Below are 16700 nucleotides of genomic sequence, written 5' to 3' on the forward strand. Positions count from 1 at the left end.
ATCGTTAATACAACGGTTGAGTGGATTGACCAGTACTGCGCGCAAATGATTTAATCGCGCCGCTGTTATAATTTTTTAAAGTGGAATTGTAACGCGCAACATGAAGGCCACCCCGCAACGGGTGGCTTTTTTTATGCCTGCCATTTCGCTTGTAAGGTATTACTTATCAATTCGATACGGTCTACCCATTAGAGCCAAATGCGAATATTCGGTATCTTTCTCCCATCGCAAAACGGAGGAAGTACAGATGTCTTTAATTAACACAAAAATCAAACCATTCAAAAACAGCGCTTTTAAAAACGGTGAATTCATTGAAGTAACCGAGAAGGATGTAGAAGGCCGCTGGAGCGTTTTCTTCTTCTATCCAGCTGACTTTACTTTTGTATGCCCAACTGAACTGGGCGATGTTGCTGACCACTACGAAGAATTCCAGAAACTGGGCGTGGATATCTACTCTGTTTCCAGTGACACCCATTTCACGCATAAAGCATGGCACAGCAGCTCTGACACCATCGCTAAAATCAAATATGCGATGATCGGCGACCCAACTGGCGCACTGACTCGTAACTTCGAAAACATGCGTGAAGATGAAGGCCTGGCGGATCGCGGTACCTTTATTGTTGACCCACAGGGCATCATTCAGGCGATCGAAGTGACTGCTGAAGGTATTGGCCGTGACGCCTCTGACCTGTTGCGTAAAGTGAAAGCGGCTCAGTACGTTGCTTCTCACCCAGGTGAAGTTTGCCCGGCAAAATGGAAAGAAGGTGAAGCAACGCTTTCTCCATCTTTGGACCTCGTCGGTAAGATCTAAAAAAATAAGACAATAAACACCTGCAATAACTAACTCAGCGGTGGGCAGCGCGCAAGCCTGTCCACCCTGGTTATTCTCGCCATCAGGGAGATTTAAATGCTCGACAACAACATGAAAACCCAACTCAAGGCCTACCTTGAGCGCTTAACTAAACCTGTTGAGTTGATTGCCACGCTGGACGACAGTGCAAAATCAGCCGAGATAAAGGAACTGCTGGCAGAAATTGCTGAGTTATCTGAGAAAGTTTCCTTCAAAATTAATAACGATTTGCCGGTGCGCAAACCGTCGTTTTTGATTACCAATCCAGGTTCCGATAAAGGCCCACGCTTTGCGGGTTCCCCACTCGGCCATGAATTTACTTCTCTGGTTTTAGCTTTGCTGCAAACCGGGGGACATCCGTCGAAAGAGTCGCAAGATTTGCTTGAGCAGATCCGTGAAATCGACGGCGATTTCCATTTTGAAACCTATTACTCACTCTCGTGCCACAACTGCCCGGACGTGGTGCAGGCGCTGAACCTGATGGCGGTGCTAAACCCGCGCATCAGCCACACCGCGATTGACGGTGGCGTGTACCAGAATGAAATTGCGGATCGCAACGTAATGGGCGTGCCTGCTGTGTTCCTGAACGGTAAAGAGTTCGGCCAGGGCCGCATGACGCTGGCTGAAATCGTCAGCAAAATTGATACAGGCGCTGAAAAACGTGCGGCCGAAGCGCTGAACAAACGTGATGCTTACGATGTGCTGATTGTCGGTAGCGGCCCGGCAGGCGCGGCCGCAGCGGTTTACTCGGCACGTAAAGGCATTCGCACCGGTTTGATGGGTGAGCGCTTTGGCGGCCAGGTTTTGGATACGGTTGATATCGAAAACTACATTTCAGTGCCGAAAACCGAAGGTCAAAAACTGGCTGGTGCACTGAAAGCTCACGTTGATGATTACGACGTGGATGTTATCGATACGCAAAGTGCCAGCAAGTTAATCCCGGCAAAGACTGAAGGCGGTTTGCACCAGATTCAAACGACATCTGGCGCGACACTTAGTGCACGCAGCATCATCATTGCGACAGGTGCCAAGTGGCGCAATATGAACGTGCCGGGTGAAGAACAGTACCGCACCAAAGGTGTGACTTACTGCCCGCACTGCGACGGCCCGCTGTTTAAAGGTAAACGCGTGGCGGTTATCGGTGGCGGTAACTCCGGTGTGGAAGCAGCGATTGACCTGGCGGGTCTTGTTGAACACGTTACGCTGCTGGAGTTTGCCCCAGAAATGAAAGCCGACCAGGTTTTGCAGAACAAAGTTCGCAGCCTGAAAAACGTCGACATCATTTTGAATGCGCAGACGCTGGAAGTGAAAGGCGACGGCACGAAAGTTACTGGTTTGCAGTATAAAGACCGCGTTACTGAAAGCGTGCATGAAATTGAGCTGGCAGGTATTTTCGTACAAATCGGCCTGCTGCCTAATACCAACTGGCTTGAAGGCAGCGTTGAGCGCAACCGCATGGGTGAAATCATTATTGATGCGAAGTGCGAAACTACCGTTAAAGGTGTGTTTGCTGCGGGCGACTGCACTACCGTGCCTTATAAACAAATTATTATTGCTACGGGTGAAGGTGCAAAAGCCTCTCTGAGCGCGTTTGATTATTTGATTCGCACTCCTATCGATAATTAAAAATCATTATTTACCTGCATATTAAAAAGCGGCTTCGGCCGCTTTTTTCATTCTTTAAATGAATCAAACACCCTACGAAGCCGATAACAACCTCCTTTGAACGCAACGATCTGACCATGACCGGCGACTATAGCAACCAGCACCTGGTGCCGATGAAGCAGGCCATTGCACCACAGTTTGAAGCGCGTAATGACTTTGACGTATTTGCCGATCTGGCTTGAACCAGATGAATGGGTAGGCAACGCCCAACCGGGTCAGCTGCAAGTTTTAACCGCGCATCCGGCTCACCGTCTGCATAGCCAGCTTAATTATGCCGAACTGCGTAACAAGTATGCCGTGGCGAATCGTGAACCTATCTATATCCATTCTGATGATGCAGCAAAACGCGGTGTTAACAACGGGGATACGGTACGAGTGTGGAACGATCGTGGCCAGGTTTTAGCGGGAGTTGTGGTTACTGATGGGATCAAACCCGGAGTGGTCTGCATTCACGAAGGTGCATGGCCGGATCTTGATCCAGCAACCGGTATATGCAAGAACGGCAGCGCTAACGTGCTGACCAAAGATATTCCAACATCACGCCTGGCAAATGGCTGCTCTGCAAATACGTCGCTGGTAAAACTAGAGAAATATTCAGGAGCGGAGTTAACGCTTAGGGCATTTACGCCTCCTGTCGGAGCGTAACATAAGGCAGTAAACCCCTTCGGTAATAGCCTTAGGGGTTTATTGTCACTAATTTGTCCTTACCACCCAGTCTTACTAATACTCCTTCGGTAAATGCCGAATCGCTACCAGTTTCCCACGCTTAATCTCAATGTAATCACCACGACGTAATTCCCCGAGAATCGCCATAATCGTACTGCGCGCCAGTTGCGTACGTTCCTGAATAAAATCTGCTGCATTAATGTCACGGCGTGCATCAGCAGGTTGCAAAATCAGTTCGAGCAATTTATTGCGAATCATCACATACGCCTTAACACCTACCAGATGCTGATCACGTAAAGAAAACATCTGTAAATACCAGGCAAGAAGACTAGAAACTGATTCCCATAATTGCTGTCGGGTAAAGAGTTCAAATGCTTGTTCAGCCGGGATGACTCGCGCTTTACAAGACTCTTCTACTTTCAAAAACCAGCCGCCACGAGGTCGCATACATTCAGCAATCCCATAAATCATCTCGCCTCTCACCGATGACAGCACTAAGCCATCATTTGCACGAATAGCTGTAAAATGCCCTTCGTTGAACAGATACAGAAATTTTTCGTGCTGCAAAACTGCGTGAATTTCATCATTAGGTTGGAATGAACGTACTGTCCCAAGCGTGGAAAGCGCTTCCTTGAGAGCACATATCTCAGCTATAGGTCTGGGTGAATAAAGAGAGGACAGCCCAGATTCACTGTTTTGATTATTTACTGTGGTCATGAGTTAACCTTTTTTTGATTCCCCGCACCACAATCATAGTTGATAAAAAAAGCGGCTTACGCCGCTTTTTTTTAACAGACTGAATAAGGTCTACTTTCTGCGCCAGGTTGTCCCTTGTGGGCCATCTTCCAGCACAATTCCCATTTCATTCAAGCGGTCACGAGCCTTGTCCGCCAGCGCCCAGTCTTTTGATTGACGGGCATCATTACGCTGTTTTATTAGCGCTTCGATCTCAGCCACTTCGCCGTCGTCAGACTGCGCACCACCTTGCAGGAAGGCTTCTGGATCTTGCTCCAGTAAACCCAGCACGCCAGAAAGTTGGCGCAATGCCGCAGCCAGGCCATTTGCTGCTGCCAAATCTTCAGTTTTTAGGCGATTAACTTCACGCGCCATATCAAACAGTACCGAGTAAGCTTCCGGCGTATTGAAATCGTCGTCCATCGCTTCGCGGAAACGCGCTTCAAACGCTTCACCACCCGCAGGCTGAACGCTACCGTCAGTACCACGTAATGCGGTGTACAAACGCTCAAGCGAGGTACGCGCCTGTTTCAGGTTCTCTTCACTGTAGTTCAACTGGCTACGATAATGGCCAGACATTAGGAAGTAGCGAATGGTTTCGGCATCGTAATATTTCAACACGTCACGCACGGTGAAGAAGTTGCCCAGTGATTTGGACATTTTCTCACGGTCAACCATCACCATTCCGGAGTGCATCCAGGTGTTAACGTATTCGCCGCCGTGCGCACAGGTTGACTGGGCGATTTCGTTTTCGTGGTGCGGGAACATCAAGTCCGAACCGCCACCATGAATATCAAAATGGTTACCGAGCTGTTTGCAGTTCATTGCAGAACATTCGATGTGCCAGCCTGGACGACCTTCGCCCCACGGGGATGACCAGCTTGGCTCGCCTGGTTTCGACATTTTCCACAGCACGAAATCCATCGGGTTGCGCTTAACGTTTGCTTCGACTTCAACACGGGCACCGGCTTGCAGTTGTTCCAGATCCTGGCGGGAAAGTTTGCCGTAATCGGCATCACTTTCTACCGAGAACATCACATCACCATTGCTGGCAACATAGGCGTGATTGCGCGCGATAAGCTGTTCAACAATTTCGATGATGTCCGGAATATGTTTGGTGGCGCGTGGCTCACTGTCCGGGCGCAAAATATTCAGCGCGTCGAAATCGGTGTGCATTTCGGCAACCATGCGGTCTACGAGCGCAACAAAATCTTCGCCGTTTTCATTGGCGCGTTTGATGATTTTATCGTCGATGTCGGTAATGTTGCGCACATACTTCAGCTTATAGCCGATAAAGCGCAGGTAACGCGCGACCACATCGAAAGCGACAAAAGTACGGCCATGGCCGATATGACACAGATCGTAAACGGTGATACCACACACGTACATGCCAACTTCTCCGGCATGAATAGGTTTGAATTCCTCTTTTTGGCGACTCATTGTATTGAAGATTTTTAACATCAGGGGATTCCATGTAAGCGTGTGATTTCAAAATTAGGCTATATGTTACATCAAAATTTCACACGGAAGCAGCACGCTTTGCAAGGTGATGATCATGTGCAGTTATGCTATAACAACCACCTTGTGTCGCGGCACCGTCTGCCCGAACACTGTCTGACTAATATAGGATGCACAGCATGGTTACTTTTCATACTAATCACGGCGATATCGTAATCAAAACTTTTGATGATAAAGCGCCTGAAACTGTTAAAAACTTCCTCGAGTACTGCCGCGAAGGTTTCTACGCGAACACCATTTTCCACCGTGTGATCAATGGTTTCATGATCCAGGGCGGCGGTTTTGAACCGGGTATGAAGCAAAAAGACACCAAAGACACCATCCAGAACGAAGCGAATAACGGCCTGAAAAACACGAAAGGTACGCTGGCAATGGCTCGTACCCAGGCGCCACATTCTGCAAGTTCCCAGTTCTTTATTAACGTGGCTGACAACGATTTCCTGAACTTCAGCAGTGAAAGCATGCAAGGTTGGGGTTACTGCGTGTTTGCTGAAGTAGTTGAAGGCATGGACGTTGTTGAGAAAATCAAAGGCGTGTCCACTGGCCGCAGCGGTATGCACCAGGACGTTCCTAAAGAAGACGTGGTTATCACAAGCGTAACCGTCAGCGAATAATTCGCCCATGGCGACGCTGTTTATCGCAGATTTACATCTGTGTTCAGAAGAACCGGCGATTACCGCCGGTTTTCTGCGTTTTCTGGCGGGCACCGCTCGGGAAGCTGATGCGCTCTACATCCTTGGCGATCTGTTTGAAGCCTGGATTGGCGATGATGATCCTGAACCGCTGCACCGCCAAATTGCTTTAGCCATTAAAGATCTGGTTGATTCCGGCGTGCCCTGCTTCTTTATTCATGGCAACCGCGATTTCCTGCTCGGCAAACGTTTTGCCCGTCTTAGCGGCATGACTTTATTGCCGGAAGAAAAAACGCTCGACCTGTATGGCCGCAAAATGCTGATCCTGCATGGCGATACCCTTTGCACTGACGACCACGGTTATCAGGCGTTCCGCAAGAAAGTCCACCAGCCCTGGCTACAATGTTTGTTCCTCGCCCTGCCGCTGTTTATTCGTAAACGCGTCGCCGCCAAAATGCGCGCCGGCAGCAAAGCCTCGAACAGCAGCAAATCAATGGCCATTATGGATGTGAATCAACACACCGTGACCCGCGCGCTCACCCGCCACCAGGTACAATGGATGATCCACGGTCATACCCATCGCCCAGAAATTCACTCGCTTTCAGCTAACGGCAAGCCCGCATTTCGTTGCGTACTTGGCGCCTGGCATAGCGAAGGATCGATGATTAAAGTGACTGCCGAAGACGTCGAACTCATCCCCTTCTCTTTTTAAACAAAATCGCGTTTTTTTGCTGCCTTGTTAACCACGCAACCGTTTTCCTTGCTCTATGTTCATGCTATTCTCTGAGCCCTTCTGACCGACCGAGCCATGTTCGGTGATGTTTGCACACCCACAGGAGTTTTGAGACGCATGTCCTCCAACCAGACCCCAGCGCGTATCGCCATTGTCATGGGTTCCAAAAGTGACTGGGCTACCATGCAGTTTGCCGCAGAAATCCTCACCGCCCTTGATGTTCCACACCATGTCGAAGTGGTTTCCGCACACCGCACTCCCGATAAACTTTTCAGCTTTGCCGAACAAGCAAGCGGCAACGGTTATCAGGTTATTATTGCGGGCGCGGGTGGTGCGGCGCATTTGCCAGGTATGATCGCGGCAAAAACGCTGGTTCCAGTGCTGGGTGTGCCAGTCCAAAGCGCGGCATTAAGCGGCGTAGACAGTCTCTATTCCATTGTACAAATGCCACGTGGTATTCCGGTTGGCACGCTGGCAATCGGCAAAGCGGGTGCGGCCAACGCGGCCTTGCTGGCGGCACAAATCCTTGCGCTGCACGATAAAGAACTCACTATGCGCCTTGAAGCGTGGCGTCAAAGCCAGACCGATGAAGTGCTGGACAACCCCGATCCACGGGGTGAAGCATGAAACGCGTTTGCGTGCTGGGTAACGGCCAGTTAGGCAGAATGCTGCGCCAGGCAGGCGAACCGTTGGGTATCGCGGTTTACCCGGTTGGCCTTGATGCAGAACCTGAAGCCGTGCCATTTGCGCAAAGCATCATCACCGCAGAAATTGAACGCTGGCCAGAAACCGCACTCACCCGCGAATTGGCTCGCCATAATGCCTTCGTAAATCGCGATGTGTTCCCAATCATCGCCGACCGACTGACGCAAAAGCAGCTGTTCGATAAGCTCGAACTGGCAACCGCACCATGGCAATTACTGTCAAGCCGCGACCAGTGGGCTGGCGTGTTCCAGAATCTTGGCGAGCTAGCCATCGTAAAGCGCCGCACCGGGGGTTATGACGGGCGTGGGCAGTGGCGTTTGCGCAGCGATGAAACGGCTCAGTTGCCGGACGATTGCTACGGCGAATGCATTGTTGAGCAAGGCATTAACTTCTCGGGCGAAGTTTCTCTGGTTGGCGCGCGTGGTCACGACGGTACAACCGTGTTTTACCCGCTGACGCACAACCTGCATCAGGACGGTATTCTGCGCACCAGCGTTGTTTTCCCGCAGGCTAATATTGAGCAACAACAGCAAGCTGAAGCGATGCTTTCTGCCATCATGCATGAGCTGAACTATGTTGGTGTCATGGCGATGGAGTGCTTTATCACGCCAGCCGGGTTGCTGATTAACGAACTAGCCCCACGCGTACACAACAGCGGGCACTGGACGCAAAATGGCGCATCCATCAGCCAGTTTGAACTGCATCTGCGCGCCATTGTTGACCTGCCTTTGCCACAGCCTGTCGTTAATTCGCCGTCGGTCATGATTAACCTTATCGGCACCGATTTAAATTACGACTGGCTGAAACTCCCTCTGGTACATTTGCATTGGTACGATAAAGAGGTACGTGAGGGCCGCAAAGTCGGTCATCTCAATCTGAATGACAGCGATACCGATAGACTGAGTGCAACTCTCGAAGCCATCGTGCCATTGTTGCCAGCGGAATACGCCAGTGGTATTGCCTGGGCGCAGCACAAATTCGTTAAGTAGCCATAACGGCGGGTGGCGCTAAGCGCTTACCCGCCCGATCATTCAAGCCAACTCCCCCCTTCCTTTCTTTTTTGCATGCAAAAGCGCACAATTCCGCCTCACTCGCTTTAAGGTTTATCTATGCAAAACGCTCGTCCCGATACTCAAGATTATGAACATCTTCTACGCGCTGATATCCCGCTGATTGATGTGCGTGCTCCGGTTGAATTCAGCCAGGGGGCGATGCCTGCCGCGCTGAATTTCCCGCTGATGTCGGATGATGAGCGTGCTCAAGTCGGCACTTGCTATAAACAGCGCGGGCAGCAGGCTGCGGTGGAATTAGGTCATAAGCTTGTCCAGGGTGAAATCCGTGATGCCCGTTTGCAGAAGTGGCTTGAGCAATGCCGCCAGAATCCAGAAGGATACCTGTGTTGCGCCAGAGGTGGCATGCGTTCCCACATTGTGCAGCAGTGGCTACGTGAAGCGGGCGTTGACTATCCATTGGTTGAAGGTGGTTACAAAGCACTGCGTCATTATGCGATGGAGATGATTGAGTCACGTTCACGCTGGCCGATGCTTCTCGTCAGCGGTAATACTGGCGGCGGCAAAACCATTCTTATTCGCTCGTTACCAACGGGTGTCGATCTTGAGGGGTTGGCGCATCATCGCGGTTCGTCGTTTGGCCGCACGATTGTCGAGCAACCCTCTCAGGCAAATTTTGAAAATAATCTCGCGGTAACGTTGCTTAAGAAAAGTGATGGAGCGCAAGTAACCTGGGTTGTTGAAGATGAAGGCCGGATGATTGGCTCACGTCATATTCCGGAATGCTTCAGAGAGCAGATGCTGCGCTCGCCGATTGTGGTGATTGAAGACCCGTTTGAGCAGCGTCTGGAGCGTTTGAAATTCGAATATTTTGAGCAAATGAGCGAAGCATTTTTATCAGTACACGACGAAGAGACAGCCTGGCAGAACTATGGTGAGTATTTGCATCATGGCCTGTTCGCTATCCGCCGCCGTCTGGGGATGGAACGCTTTGCGCAGTTCAGCGCATATCTGGATGAAGCATTGGTTGAGCAACGCAAAACCGGCTCAGTAGAAGGGCATCTCGCCTGGCTTTCGCCGCTGCTCGAAGAGTATTACGACCCAATGTATCGTTATCAACTAAGTAAAAAAGCACACAATATTGTCTTTCGTGGCGACTACCAACAGGTGGAAGCCTGGCTTCGCGAACGTACAGCGTAAATTACCTTCAACGGGCTGGCGTTAAATAGATTGCCAGCCCGTAAGTTTCACGATTATCAGGCAACAAACTGGCGGAATAGCGCTTTACCTTTCAGCAAACGAATCCCCAACCAGCCGCCACACAGAGAAAGCAGCACAGCACCGGTTAACGGCAGGATTACCCACAGCCGCCAGTCTGGTTCCCATGGGAAATCAAACACGCGGGTTTGCAGTAGACCAAGCGCAGTTTCAGCACCAATCGCCGCCACCAGCCCGGAAACCAGCCCCAGAACCGCAAATTCACACCATAAAGTCGTGCGTAGCAAGCGCTTCCCTGCACCCAAAGTGCGATATACCACCAGTTCCTGATGCCGTTGGCGCATCCCTACTTGAACCTGGGCCAGCAGTAACAGCACACCGCAAGCAGTCACCAGCACCACCATCACTTCCAATGCCCGGCTCACCTGCTCTAGCACCTGCCCTACCTGGCGCAAAATGGCCCCGATATCCAGCAAACTGACGGTAGGGAATTCACGGTTAAGTTGCGTTAACACGCCATTTTTCCCATCCAGATGGAAGCTCGTCAGCCAGCTTTGCGGCTGGTTGTCTAGCGCACCCGGGGGGAAGATAAAGTAGAAATTAGGTCGCAGACTCTCCCAATCAACTTTACGCAGGCTTGAAACTTTCGCCGAGAAATCCTGGGTATCGCCCATAAACGTGACGGTATCTCCCAGTTTAATCTTCAGCCGTTTTGCAACACCTTCATCCATGGACACTTCGCCCGCTTTCGGCGGCCATGAACCGGCAAGTATTGGGTTATGCGTTGGCTTTTGGCTCTGCCACGTCAGATTGAGTTCGCGGTTAAGTGCTTCATCAGGATTACCCTCGGTGGATTTGCCGTTTATCGCCGTCATACGCACACGCACAATCGGGTAGAACGATTCCGGGATTATCTGATGCTCAGCTAAAAACTCTTTCACTGGCTGAACCTGCTCGGTGGCAATGTTTAGCAGGAAATAATTCGGGCTTTCCGGCGGTAACTGTTGCTGCCAGCGGTCAAGCAAATCGCCACGCAGTACCAACAACAATGCCAGTAACATAAACGATAGCGAAAACGCCGCAAGCTGACTTAAGGTTGCCCATGGCTGGCGCAGAAGGCGATTTACGGCCAGGCGCAGCGCGAGGTTTTTCAGCGTCAGCTTCTTCAGCAGTTTCAGTACACCCCAGCCGACAATGCCGCACAAAGCCGCGAGAACAACTGTACCTGCCAGCACCGCCCACAAAAGCGTGCTCCCACCCATCAATGCGGCCAGCAGTGCGACAACAACGATGAAGATGACTGGCAGATAGATTTTCAGCGGCCAGACGTTTGCCACGGCATCACGGCGTAAAACGCGCAGCGGTTGGGTTGCCAGCAGTAAGCGATAGGGGCGCAAACCCACCAGCAGGGAGATCACCACCATTGAACCGACAGCCCACACCCACGGCCAGAGGCTGGCTGGAGGAAGGGCGGCAGGCAATACAGGCTTAAGCAGGCGCATTAGCATCGCTTCAAACACCAGCCCTGCGGCACCACCGGTAATTGCCGCTAGCGCCAGCACCATCAACCACTGGCCGATAATCAGCTTGCGCAGCGCAGCACGCCCTGCCCCGAGGGTTTTCAAGATGGCGACTAAATCGTAACGGCTGCGGCAGTAATGATTCATCGCGACCGCAACGGCTGCGACTGCCAGTAATAGCGTCAGCAGTGCAGAGAGTAGTAAGAATTGTTGCGAGCGTTCCAGAGATTTCCCGAGAGCGCCGTCATCTTGTTCCATACCGTACCAGCGCTGCTCTGGCTTGAGTTTTGGTACCACATACTGTTCAAATTTATCGAGCTGCTGCGGCGTGCCGCCAAATTTGTAGCGCCATGAGATACGGCTCCCCGGCTGCACCGCGCCGGTTTTTTCCACATCAGCCAGGTTCATCATTAAGCGCGGAGCCATCTGGAACGGATTAAAACCCGAGTCCGGCTCCTGAATCACTTCTCCGGCAATGCGTAATGTGGTGTCGCCCACATCCAGCGAGTTCCCCACTTTAAGATTGAGCAACGCCATTAAACGCGGTGCCAACAGCACGCTTCCCGGCTCGGGTTTTAGCCCTGGCGGGTTGGTATCGAGCTGGCCGTACATCGGGTAAACCTCATCCACGGCTTTTACCGATGCCAGCTGCGGCGTATCTCCGGCAAATGTCATGGTGGCGAAGGTCAGTTGTTTGCCGACTTTCAGCCCGTCCTTTTTCGCCTGATCCAGCCATTCCTCAGGCACTTCTCGCGAGCTGCGTAATGCACGGTCACCCGCCATAAAGTCGCGGCTTTGCTGGTTTAGCCCCTGTTCCATGCGGTCGCTGATATTACCCAACGCCAGCACACACGCCACCGCCAGGCTCAACGCCAGCCAGACAATCAATAACGATGGCGATCGCCATTCACGCCAGAACCAGCGGGCAATCATGCCTCCTCCCACAATTGACCTTCACGCAAGCGCAGGCGGCGGTCGCAGCGGGCGGCGAGCTGTTCATCATGCGTCACGAGGATGAGCGTAGTGGAAAAATCCCGGTTCAAGGAGAAGAGTAAATCCGCAATACGATCGCCGGTGTGGCGGTCAAGATTACCGGTTGGCTCATCGGCAAACAGCACCGAAGGACGCCCATTAAAGGCGCGAGCCAATGCCACACGTTGCTGTTCGCCACCGGAAAGCTGCGCGGGGAGGTGATCCAAACGTTTCCCCAGACCAAGCTGTTCGAGCAATGCTTTCGCCTGCGCACGACTGGATGAGTCATTTTCCCCGCGCAGCAGCGCCGGAAGTTCAACGTTCTCAAGCGCGTTAAGCGTGGGAACCAACATGAATGACTGGAATACAAAGCCGACGTTTTTCGCCCGCAATGCCGCTCGAGCTTCTTCATCCATACTATGCAGCGGCTGGCCGCACAGATGCACCTCCCCTTCGCTGCCATCATCGAGCCCCGCCAGAATCGCCAGTAGTGTAGACTTCCCTGAACCGGATTCACCGATAAGCGCGATGGTTTGCGCCTGTTTGACAACCAGCTCAACTCCGGTAAGGATGGAGAGCTGATGTTCCCCAGTTCCTACGGACTTACTAAGATGATGAACTTCAACAATGTTTTCCGCTGGCATTTGCCCTTCCTGTTTCTGGCTTTCTTAACCATTCGCGCCGCGCATGCGGACACGTTGTTGATTTTGGGAGATAGCCTGAGCGCCGGTTACCGAATGTCAGCAACAGCAGCCTGGCCGGCCTTGCTGGATGCGAAGTGGCACCAGCAAAATACTAAGGTGGTGAACGCCAGTATTAGTGGCGACACCGCACCACAAGGTCTGGCACGGTTACCGGCGCTACTGAAACAGCATCAGCCTCGCTGGGTATTAATTGAGCTTGGCGGTAACGATGGCCTGCGCGGTTTTCAGCCACAAGCCATCGAGAAAAGTTTGCGCCAGATAATTAACGATGTGAAAGCGGCAAACGCTCAACCATTGCTGATGCAAATACGTCTGCCTGCAAACTACGGTCGTCGTTATAATGAGTCGTTTAGCGCTATTTATCCGCAACTTGCCAAAGAGTTTTCTATTCCTCTTCTGCCATTTTTTATGGAGGAGGTCTATTTGAAACCGCAATGGATGCAGGATGACGGTATACATCCGAATAGTGATGCTCAACCGTTTATCGCCGACTGGATGTCTTCCCGTCTGGCACCTTTAGTTAAACATGACTCATGAACAATCGGGGCACCTCTCGGGTAAAGTTATGCAAAAATCAGTTTTAATTACAGGTTGTTCCAGCGGTATTGGTTTTGCCTGCGCACAAGATTTAAAGCAGAAGGGTTATCACGTTCTGGCTGCCTGCCGTAAACCTGCAGATGTTGAGCGCATGAACCAGGCCGGATTTACCGGCGTATTGCTCGATCTCGACTCGCCCGAGAGTGTGAAAGCAGCGGCGGAACAAGTCATTGAACTGACCGAAAACCGCCTGTATGGGCTGTTTAACAACGGTGGTTTTGGCGTTTATGGGCCGTTGCAAACCCTTTCACGCGACCAGCTTGAGCAACAGTTTTCAACCAATTTGTTTGGCACCCACCAGCTGACCATGCTGTTACTGCCGGCCATGCTGCCGCACCGTGAAGGGCGCATTGTGATGACCAGCTCGGTTATGGGTCTGGTTTCCACGCCAGGTCGTGGTGCGTATGCCGCCAGTAAATATGCGCTGGAAGCCTGGTCCGATGCACTACGCATGGAACTGCATCATAGTGGAATTAAAGTCAGCTTGATTGAGCCCGGCCCGATTCGCACCCAGTTCACGCAGAACGTCAACCAGACTCAAGCTGACCATCCGGTAGAAAACCCAGGAATTGCTGCACGCTTTACGCTCGGGCCGGAAGCGGTAGTGGAAAAAGTGCGCCATGCTTTTGAAAGCTCAAACCCGAAATTACGTTATCCGGTGACGCTGGTTGCCCATGCTTTAACGTGGTTACGCCGCCTGTTACCAGGCCGTATGTTGGATAAAATTTTACGTGGTTAGTTGAAGCAACTGACGCCAACCCCCATGTAATTATTAAATATTTAAAAGAGAGTTAAGCCATGTCTGCACCGTACAATATTGATATCACCGAAGCGAACATGCACCAGGTGCTGGAACAATCCGTTACTACACCGATTCTGTTCTATTTCTGGTCGGCACGCAGCCAACACTGCGAACAGTTAACACCGGTTCTGGATAAGCTTGCAGCGCAGTATCAAGGGCAGTTTATCCTTGCCAAAGTAGACTGCGATGCCGAGCAAATGGTCGCGTCTCAGTTTGGTTTGCGCAGCATCCCAACGGTTTATTTGTTCCAGAATGGTCAGCCTGTTGATGGCTTCCAGGGACCACAGCCTGAAGAAGCGATTCGCGCGCTGCTGGAAAAAGTTCTGCCGCGTGAAGAAGAGCTGAAAGCGCAAGAAGCGATGCTACTGATGCAGGAAGGCAAGCACGCTGAAGCGCTGCCGTTGCTTAAAGACGCCTGGCAGATTTCCAACCAGAACAGTGAAATTGGCCTAATGCTGGCGGAAGTACAAATTGCGCTGAACCGTAGCGAAGATGCAGAGGCAGTGCTGAAAACCATTCCATTGCAGGATCAAGATACACGTTACCAGGGTCTGGTGGCTCAAATTGATTTACTGAAACAAGCCGCCGACACACCAGAAATTCAGCAACTGCAACAACAAGTTGAGCAAGATCCTGAAAACGCGCTGTTAGCCAGCCAACTGGCGCTGCAACTGCATCAGGTCGGGCGTAACGAAGAAGCGCTGGAGCTACTGTTTAGCCATCTGAAAAAAGACCTGGCTGCCGCTGATGGGCAAGTGCGCAAAATGCTAATGGAAATTCTCGCAGCCTTGGGCACCGGTGATGCGCTGGCCTCTAAGTATCGCCGCCAGATGTATTCGCTGCTTTATTAAGTATTTATCAAATGGCCTCTTTGTTATACCCGTTAGCATTCGAGTTGCAGCCAACACCTCTGCAGCTTGAAGGATGACGGGTATCGGAAGTCGCTGAATCTTTCCACGTAAAGGGTTAGACTTACATCAAATAAACAATGGAGGTTTTTTTGATGCTAATCGTCATTCCCGTACTGATCCTCGTCGCGCTGATTATCGTCGGCGCCGGGGTAAAAATCGTGCCGCAGGGCTACCAATGGACCGTGGAGCGCTTCGGCCGTTACACCAAAACTCTGATGCCGGGCTTAAGCCTTGTGGTGCCGTTTATGGACCGCATTGGCCGCAAAATCAATATGATGGAGCAAGTGCTCGACATCCCTTCTCAGGAAATCATCTCTAAAGATAACGCCAACGTCGCCATCGACGCGGTGTGCTTTATTCAGGTCGTTGACGCCCCGCGCGCGGCGTATGAAGTCAGCAATCTTGAGCTGGCTATCATGAACCTCACCATGACCAACATCCGTACCGTGCTCGGTTCAATGGAGCTCGACGAAATGCTCTCGCAGCGTGACAACATCAACACACGCCTGCTGCATATCGTTGATGAAGCCACCAATCCGTGGGGGATAAAAATCACCCGTATTGAGATCCGTGATGTGCGCCCACCGGCGGAGCTGATTGACGCAATGAATGCGCAGATGAAAGCTGAACGTACCAAGCGTGCGTACATTCTCGAAGCTGAAGGTATTCGTCAGGCGGAAATTGTCAAAGCCGAAGGGGATAAGCAGTCAAAAATCCTGAAAGCGGAAGGTGAGCGCCAGTCAGCGTTCTTACAGGCAGAAGCCCGTGAACGTAGTGCGGAAGCGGAAGCAGCGGCGACAAAAATGGTTTCTGAAGCTATCGCTGCTGGTGATATTCAGGCGATTAACTACTTTGTTGCCCAGAAATACACTGACGCACTGCAACAGATAGGCTCTGCCAATAACAGCAAAGTGGTGCTGATGCCGCTTGATGCCACAAGCCTGATGGGCTCGATTGCCGGGATTAGCGAACTTATCGCGCAAAGCGGTAACGAGCGTAAAAGATGATTGCCGTGATATTTACCCACGCGCATATCTTCTGGCTAACGTTGGGAGGTCTGCTGCTGGCGGCTGAAATGCTCGGTGCCAGTGGTTATCTGCTGTGGAGTGGTGTTGCGGCAGTGCTCACCGGTTTGCTGGTGTGGGTGTTGCCACTGGGTTGGGAATGGCAAGGCGTTTGCTTTGCCGTGCTCACACTGGTTGCCGCTTTTCTGTGGTGGCGCTGGCTGTCGACACGTAAACAGCAAGAGCCAGGCGAAGTGCTCAATCAGCGCGGCCACCAGCTTATTGGCAGGCGTTTGCGTTTGGAAACCGCGTTAGTTAATGGCCGCGGCCATGTGCGTGTAGCCGATAGCTCATGGCCGGTGATGGCAGATAGCGATTTAGCAGCAGGCACCGATATTGTGGTGGTAGCTGTTGAAGGGATTACGTTGAAGGTAAAAGCCATTCAAGCGTGAGTTATC

At 51.6% G+C, this 16700-nt stretch carries 16 protein-coding genes and 1 pseudogene; 13 read left to right on the forward strand and 4 right to left on the reverse strand.

The genetic code is table 11. The features are described 5' to 3' along the window. Nucleotides 1-247 precede the first annotated feature (247 nt). The 3 genes and pseudogenes from ahpC to EDF88_RS07965 form a co-directional block, all read left to right on the forward strand. On the forward strand, nucleotides 248-811 hold the full coding sequence (ahpC, locus tag EDF88_RS07955) for an alkyl hydroperoxide reductase subunit C (protein WP_134183944.1): 564 nt from the start codon (nucleotides 248-250) through the stop codon (nucleotides 809-811). A gap of 96 nt (nucleotides 812-907) precedes the next feature. Then, the gene (ahpF, locus tag EDF88_RS07960; RefSeq protein WP_134183946.1) at nucleotides 908-2476 is read left to right on the forward strand and encodes an alkyl hydroperoxide reductase subunit F; all 1569 of its coding nucleotides are present in this window, start codon (nucleotides 908-910) and stop codon (nucleotides 2474-2476) included. 80 nt (nucleotides 2477-2556) lie between these two features. Further along, nucleotides 2557-3160: pseudogene (locus tag EDF88_RS07965) on the forward strand (molybdopterin dinucleotide binding domain-containing protein); the annotation flags it as partial. A 75-nt stretch (nucleotides 3161-3235) separates the two neighbouring features. Here EDF88_RS07965 and EDF88_RS07970 read toward each other — a convergent pair. Both EDF88_RS07970 and cysS read right to left on the reverse strand, forming a co-directional pair. Then, entirely contained in the window at nucleotides 3236-3898 is a 663-nt protein-coding gene (locus EDF88_RS07970) for a helix-turn-helix domain-containing protein (protein ID WP_134183948.1), read from the reverse strand. Nucleotides 3899-3988: 90 nt separating this feature from the next. Continuing rightward, complete coding sequence (gene cysS, locus EDF88_RS07975; RefSeq protein ID WP_064516795.1) at nucleotides 3989-5377, reverse strand: cysteine--tRNA ligase; 1389 nt, start codon at nucleotides 5375-5377, stop codon at nucleotides 3989-3991. A 176-nt stretch (nucleotides 5378-5553) separates the two neighbouring features. Here cysS and ppiB point away from each other — a divergent pair, with 176 nt between their 5' ends. From ppiB to mnmH, 5 genes are all read left to right on the forward strand, one after another. After that, on the forward strand, nucleotides 5554-6048 hold the full coding sequence (gene ppiB, locus EDF88_RS07980; RefSeq protein WP_064516793.1) for a peptidylprolyl isomerase B: 495 nt from the start codon (nucleotides 5554-5556) through the stop codon (nucleotides 6046-6048). A gap of 7 nt (nucleotides 6049-6055) precedes the next feature. Then, nucleotides 6056-6778 carry a UDP-2,3-diacylglucosamine diphosphatase gene (gene lpxH / locus EDF88_RS07985; RefSeq protein ID WP_134183950.1) on the forward strand — a complete coding sequence of 241 codons (723 nt, stop codon included), beginning with the start codon at nucleotides 6056-6058 and terminating at the stop codon, nucleotides 6776-6778. Between the two features lie 138 nt (nucleotides 6779-6916). Further along, nucleotides 6917-7426 carry a 5-(carboxyamino)imidazole ribonucleotide mutase gene (purE, locus tag EDF88_RS07990; RefSeq protein WP_134183952.1) on the forward strand — a complete coding sequence of 170 codons (510 nt, stop codon included), beginning with the start codon at nucleotides 6917-6919 and terminating at the stop codon, nucleotides 7424-7426. Continuing rightward, nucleotides 7423-8493: a 5-(carboxyamino)imidazole ribonucleotide synthase gene (purK, locus tag EDF88_RS07995; RefSeq protein WP_134183954.1), complete on the forward strand. Its 1071-nt coding sequence runs from the start codon at nucleotides 7423-7425 to the stop codon at nucleotides 8491-8493. Before purE ends, purK begins: the two co-directional genes overlap by 4 nt. A gap of 120 nt (nucleotides 8494-8613) precedes the next feature. Continuing rightward, nucleotides 8614-9714, forward strand: a complete 1101-nt coding sequence (gene mnmH, locus EDF88_RS08000) for a tRNA 2-selenouridine(34) synthase MnmH (protein ID WP_134183956.1) — start codon at nucleotides 8614-8616, stop codon at nucleotides 9712-9714. 56 nt (nucleotides 9715-9770) lie between these two features. On the opposite strand, the gene ybbP is transcribed toward mnmH, so the two are convergent. Together ybbP and ybbA are read right to left on the reverse strand one after the other, a co-directional pair. Further along, nucleotides 9771-12185 (reverse strand): putative ABC transporter permease subunit YbbP, encoded by a 2415-nt coding sequence (gene ybbP, locus EDF88_RS08005; protein ID WP_134183958.1) that lies wholly within the window; start codon nucleotides 12183-12185, stop codon nucleotides 9771-9773. Further along, complete coding sequence (gene ybbA / locus EDF88_RS08010) at nucleotides 12182-12868, reverse strand: putative ABC transporter ATP-binding protein YbbA (RefSeq protein ID WP_134183960.1); 687 nt, start codon at nucleotides 12866-12868, stop codon at nucleotides 12182-12184. The genes ybbP and ybbA overlap by 4 nt, the downstream gene beginning before the upstream one ends. On the opposite strand from ybbA, the gene tesA reads away from it, so the two are divergent. From tesA to EDF88_RS08035, 5 genes are all read left to right on the forward strand, one after another. Further along, nucleotides 12836-13465 (forward strand): multifunctional acyl-CoA thioesterase I/protease I/lysophospholipase L1, encoded by a 630-nt coding sequence (gene tesA / locus EDF88_RS08015; protein ID WP_064517643.1) that lies wholly within the window; start codon nucleotides 12836-12838, stop codon nucleotides 13463-13465. The genes ybbA and tesA overlap by 33 nt on opposite strands. After that, nucleotides 13455-14264 (forward strand): SDR family oxidoreductase, encoded by an 810-nt coding sequence (locus tag EDF88_RS08020; RefSeq protein WP_134183962.1) that lies wholly within the window; start codon nucleotides 13455-13457, stop codon nucleotides 14262-14264. Before tesA ends, EDF88_RS08020 begins: the two co-directional genes overlap by 11 nt. Before the next feature lie 59 nt (nucleotides 14265-14323). Beyond that, nucleotides 14324-15178 (forward strand): co-chaperone YbbN, encoded by an 855-nt coding sequence (locus EDF88_RS08025; protein ID WP_064516780.1) that lies wholly within the window; start codon nucleotides 14324-14326, stop codon nucleotides 15176-15178. Nucleotides 15179-15330: 152 nt separating this feature from the next. Then, the gene (locus tag EDF88_RS08030) at nucleotides 15331-16245 is read left to right on the forward strand and encodes an SPFH domain-containing protein (RefSeq protein WP_064516777.1); all 915 of its coding nucleotides are present in this window, start codon (nucleotides 15331-15333) and stop codon (nucleotides 16243-16245) included. Further along, on the forward strand, nucleotides 16242-16694 hold the full coding sequence (locus tag EDF88_RS08035; RefSeq protein ID WP_064516775.1) for an NfeD family protein: 453 nt from the start codon (nucleotides 16242-16244) through the stop codon (nucleotides 16692-16694). The genes EDF88_RS08030 and EDF88_RS08035 overlap by 4 nt, the downstream gene beginning before the upstream one ends. The last annotated feature ends 6 nt before the right edge of the window (nucleotides 16695-16700 follow it).

Origin of the sequence: Buttiauxella sp. BIGb0552 (genome assembly GCF_004366275.1) — a bacterium.
In the GTDB taxonomy this organism is placed as follows: domain Bacteria; phylum Pseudomonadota; class Gammaproteobacteria; order Enterobacterales; family Enterobacteriaceae; genus Buttiauxella; species Buttiauxella gaviniae.